This window comes from Bartonella sp. AA83SXKL, assembly GCF_042196965.1.
GTDB lineage: Bacteria > Pseudomonadota > Alphaproteobacteria > Rhizobiales > Rhizobiaceae > Bartonella.
In genome coordinates this window covers 1-4,140 of the sequence record NZ_JBHIRG010000050.1, presented here as the reverse complement: position 1 = coordinate 4,140, position 4,140 = coordinate 1, and the positions used below count along the sequence as shown (strand labels likewise).

General features: G+C 40.7%; 3 protein-coding genes and 1 pseudogene. All 4 read left to right on the top strand.

Going from position 1 to position 4,140, the window contains the following annotated elements; translation table 11 throughout:
* A pseudogene (locus ACFINO_RS09180) lies at positions 1 to 294 on the top strand (hypothetical protein); the annotation flags it as partial.
* Positions 295 to 318: 24 nt separating this feature from the next.
* Complete coding sequence (locus ACFINO_RS09175; RefSeq protein WP_375655507.1) at positions 319 to 1,773, top strand: hypothetical protein; 1,455 nt, start codon at positions 319 to 321, stop codon at positions 1,771 to 1,773.
* Positions 1,774 to 3,951 (top strand): hypothetical protein, encoded by a 2,178-nt coding sequence (locus tag ACFINO_RS09170; RefSeq protein WP_375655506.1) that lies wholly within the window; start codon positions 1,774 to 1,776, stop codon positions 3,949 to 3,951. It begins immediately after the preceding gene.
* Positions 3,952 to 3,967: 16 nt separating this feature from the next.
* Positions 3,968 to 4,140, top strand: a 173-nt coding sequence (locus ACFINO_RS09165; protein WP_375655508.1) for a transglycosylase SLT domain-containing protein, incomplete at its 3' end; no start/stop codon positions are given.

Genomic DNA, 4,140 nt, shown 5'->3' with positions numbered 1-4,140 from the left:
GAACGTTGGCTGGAACAAGACAATAGCGGCTGGAATAGGTTGAATATGCTTATGAACGCCGGTCATGGCTTTGCAAGGAATTACGGCACGACGACGAATAATCATACAATCTCTAAGATAGAGGGCAATAATCCGTGGAAAAATGTAGGGGCTATAGGTTCTCTGGCACTTCAAGCAGCACCGATGGCTTTTGGTTATATGGCAGGTGGTCCAATGGGAGCAGCGTTGGCAGGAGGAGCATCCAAGTTTTTTTTAGATTACATGAATCAAAAGAAAGCTCTGGAGAATAATTAAAGAATAGTTTTGTAGGAGAGTGTGATGGCATTTCCAATATTATTTCCATTAGCTGGGGCAGCTTTTATGGCAGCAAGAGCTGCGCCTCATGTTTTTAGGTATCTTGCTCCTAAAGCGGTTACAGGGGCGAATAGATTGGGACAATTAATAACAAAGAACCCCGTGGGGAATTTCATAACAAAGTACCCCAAAACCTCTCTATTTATGACTGGAATGTCAGGTATTGAAAGTATGATGACACCAGAGAAAGCACAAGCCCCATCCAACCCCTATTTACAGAATAGTCTGAATCCATATGGACCATTTATGCCCTATACGGCTCCTAAAGCGGAAATGCCTCTTGGATTTGATCAACATCCACCCATGCCAAATGCACTAGAGAGTACTCCACAAGAACTAAAACCTCATATTAATGAACAAACGCAACCATTAGCACCCGCTTCCCCAACACCGACTCCTGAACTGACAGATGCAGAGAAATTTTTACAGTCCAATACTTATAAGTTTTTTCAATCAGATGCGTATCAGAAGCTCAAAGATCTTTTTGCAGGTATGGCAGAATCTTCATTAGACGGTTCTGGGTGGGATGCGCTTGCAAGTGGTGTGAAGCATCTTAATGAAGGTGATAAACGAAGAGAACAAGTCAATCAAACCGTCGAATACCTAAAATCTAAAGGTTACAGCGAAGAAGAAGCTGCTATCATGGCACGTAATCCGCAAATGCTTAGTGCGATGCTAACAGGTGGTGATAAACCTCAGTTAGATAAAGGTTATGAATGGGATCCCAATTCACAACTAGGTGAACGTAGAGCGAGACCGGTTAAGGGGTCGATGCAGGAACTTGAGTATAATCAGAAAAAACGAGACATAGAAGAGTGGGAAATAGGTAAGAGAAACACTGCTGCTGTAGCAGCAAAAGAAATTAATCATATTGTGGATACAGTTAACAATGCTCTTCAAATTATAGAGAAGAATCCCAAAAAGGCTGCTGGTAAGGTCGGTGCTTTTGCTCAGATTTTCCCCGATACTGCTGCAAAAACATTAAAAAATAAATTAAAAACGCTTGAAGGTGGTGTCTTTGTTCGAGTGATTGAAGCAATCAAAAAGCAAAGTGACGGCGGGAAATTAGGCGTTGGACCGTTATCTAATGAAGAAAGCAGGCGCATAGTAGCATCTTATGGTACTATGGACATTAGCGATAAACCAGAAGAACTATATAAAACGCTCTTAAAAATCAAAGATATGTTTGATCTTTTTAAAAAACTGAATGATGAGGAAATTTATAGGTTGTCAAATGGAATGGAAGTAAGACCGCGTCTAAAGTATTCTGCTCAATATGCTAATCAGTCGATGTCACAAGGAGGTAGTGCAAACTTGCCAACTACAATTAGCAGAGCAAATATTAAAAAACTTGCTATTGGAGATAAAGCAACCGTTCATGATGGTAAAGATTTGTATGAAATTATTAGGGATAGTTAAATGGTTCAGCATAATAATACTCATCAAGATTTTCCAGATTTTGGTACTGGAATAAGAATTATACGCCGTATCCCTAAACATGAATACGAAAAATCGGTAGAGGAACCATTTCCAGATTTTGGTCCTGGAATAAGGGTTATACGTCGTATCCCTAAAGATGAATACGAAACATCATCCCAACATCCCGAAATAAGTAGCAGTGAAGCCTTTTGGAATTCTTTAAAGCATGGTTTGAGTTTTAATTTAGATGATGAGATTGCGGGGATCACAGCGGCAGGACGTGATTCTGATGATGAGTTGGCAATAATTGCTTTTGCGAAGGGGCTTTACAACTATTGGACTGGAGATAAGAAAACCATAGAAAAATATGAGAAAGAAGCCAATAGAATACGTGATTATTATCGTAGGATGAGTGATCAACATTATTGGACTTCTTTTGCTGGAAATGCTTTAGGGTCGGCAATTCCTTCCCTTGCGACTTTAGGGGGAGGATTATTAGCCTCAGGAGCACGCTTTGTAGCGCCTACACTTGCAAGGAATGTGGCGGGGTCAAAATTAGGTCAAGCCTTTTTGAAAGCAGGTCAGTTACCCCCAAGTCGATTTGCAAGTCCATTTTTAGGCATCACGAACAAAACAACATTGCCGCATTTGCTTAAAGTAGGGGCGGCATCTGGTGCATTACATGGAGCGGGAGAAGGTGAAGGACTTGGTAATACACTTACAAGTACGTTATCTGGTGCAGGTTTAGGAGCGGGTGGGGCATTGGCTGGAAGTGCTTTAGCTCATTTAGCTGGTTATCCGGTAAGCGGAATACGAAGACTTTTTTCTCCTTCTCATAAGGAAGGTGTTGCAACAGACACGTTAAGAGCAATCAGTAAACATTTAGGCAATGAAGCTTCTGAAGATCTAGGAAAATCTTTTAAGAATGCGGTCTCTACCGATTATGTAGCTGATCATAGTCCTTTTTTACAGGATCTTGTTTTTGATATCGCGAAAAGAAATCAAGGAGCTTATCTTGATTTGACTAAAAGAGCTGGGCAGAGAGCGCTGGGAGGAGGGGAGCGTATTCATCAAGCTGCTGATGAACACTTTGTTCCTCGTCAAAATGTCACAGGTTTAAAAGGTGATCTTATCGCGAGTAGGAAAGAAGCATCCCATACTCTTTATGAAATAGCTAAAAAGATACCAATAGGAGAGAAATATTATGGGGCACTTAATGAATTAATGGAGCGTCCATACTTTAAACAAGCTTATAATAAAGGGCTAAGGGGATTCATTAGTGATGGCAATAAAGCCAGTCCGTTTTCTTCTGAAAAATTTAGCCTTCTTAAAGAGAAACCCAACATGGGTATTCTCCATAAAACTAAGGAGGCTATTGATTTTATGATACGGGCAGAAAAGAGGCAAGGAAACAATAGCAAAGTTCGTAGCTTAGTAGATATCGACAAAAAGTTATTAGAGATTATGGATGATATATCGTCTGAATATAAGAAAGGGCGGGCATTGTATCATCAATATAGTTCACATGTAGATGCTATGGGTAAAGGTTCTAAAATCCTTAGCAAGTCGGTTAATAAGGATGAGTTCAGTAAAATCTTTGATGAATTATCAGAGGGAGAACAAGAATACTTTAAAAAGGGATCAAGAGCAAAACTTTTACAAGGTATGGGGCAAGCAGGAGATGAAGTATCCAAGGCAAAGGAGATTTTTGGTACGAATGATCTGTATGAACGATTTGCAAAGATTTATGGAGCAGATAAAGCTTCTGCTGTTAAGAATGTTGTCAATAAAGAAGCTGATTATGCAGATTTTTATAACAGAATACCAGGTCGTGTAGCGGATGAAAAGATATCTTTTACGCATAATGTCAGTATGCCAACGGGTAAACGTGATGCAGCTGTACAATTAGCAAAAGCTGCTGGGAAGGCAGCTTGGGTTCCTTTCAAAGAGGCGGCGTTTAGAGAGCGTCAACGGATTGAAAAGGATGTTGTCAAATTGTTAACAGGGGGGACACAGATTAAGAATGATCAAATTGTAGCTCTCATTCAACGCATGGTAAACGCGCATCATAAGGGATATGCGACAAAAGAATGGTTCAAAAAGCTTTCTGCTGCTTTGTTTGGAGGTGGGGGAAAAGCCTCAACGGAGGAGTTGAATTTATTGAGTGCATTTGAGTAAGGGAGGAGATTAGGCTATGACCCGTTCTAGTCCTTCTGTTAATCAAGCGATCCGTCAAGCAGCAGTGCGTTATGGTTTGCCAGAGAGTTATTTGTACCGTGTTGCGCAAGTGGAAAGTGGAGGCAATCCGAATGCAAGGAATCCCCGTTCTTCTGCGGGTGGGTTGTATCAATTTATAGACAGCACCGC